General features: G+C 62.3%; 1 protein-coding gene. It reads left to right on the top strand.

The features are described 5' to 3' along the window. On the top strand, window positions 1-717 hold a 717-nt coding region (locus GFB48_RS17290), incomplete at both ends, for an IS66 family transposase (protein WP_163938743.1).

Genomic DNA, 717 nt, shown 5'->3' with positions numbered 1-717 from the left:
GGGCGCAGATGAACGGCTCCGGTCCGCCGGTACGGCTGTTTGCCTATAGCTCAACGCGCGAAACGAAACAGGCTGCGGCACTCTATGCCGGCATCAAGCCTGGCGCTGCGTTGATGACGGACGGCTACGCGCCGTACAACGACGTCGCACACGCGAATCAACTGGTGCACCTTGGATGCTGGGCGCATGTTCGCCGTTACATGGTTGAGGCCGAGGAGGCATTGCCCAAGGCGCAGCGTGGTGGCGAACATCCCGTCACACAGTTCATCAAGCTCATCGGCAAGCTCTTTGCGCTCGAAGCCGAGGCGGCCAAGATGAAGCCCGAGCAGCGACAGCAGGTGCGAGCTGAGCAGAGCCAGCCTGTCCTTGATGAGATCGAATCAATGCTACTGCGCCACCTGCACGCCGTGCTGCCGCAGAGCCTGTTCGGCAAAGCGCTGCACTATCTGCACGGGCAGTGGCCCAAGCTCATCCGCTACGTCGAGAATGGCGCCTGGCCGATCTCGAACAACCCCTGCGAGAATGCGATCAGGCCGTTCGTCGTCGGGCGCCGGAACTGGCTCTTCTGTGACACCGTGCGTGGCGCAACCGCCAGCGCCAACCTGTACTCGATCGTCGAGACCTGCAAGGCCAACGGCGTCGATGCGTACCAATATCTCGTTGCGCTGTTCAAGGCGCTGCCCGACGCTCAGACGGTCGATGATTACGAGGCGCTGC

This window comes from Paraferrimonas sp. SM1919 (assembly GCF_010993985.1).
In the GTDB taxonomy this organism is placed as follows: Bacteria; Pseudomonadota; Gammaproteobacteria; order Enterobacterales; family Shewanellaceae; genus SM1919.
The sequence above is the reverse complement of the archived record's forward strand: the minus strand, read 5'-3'. Positions and strand labels throughout refer to the sequence as shown.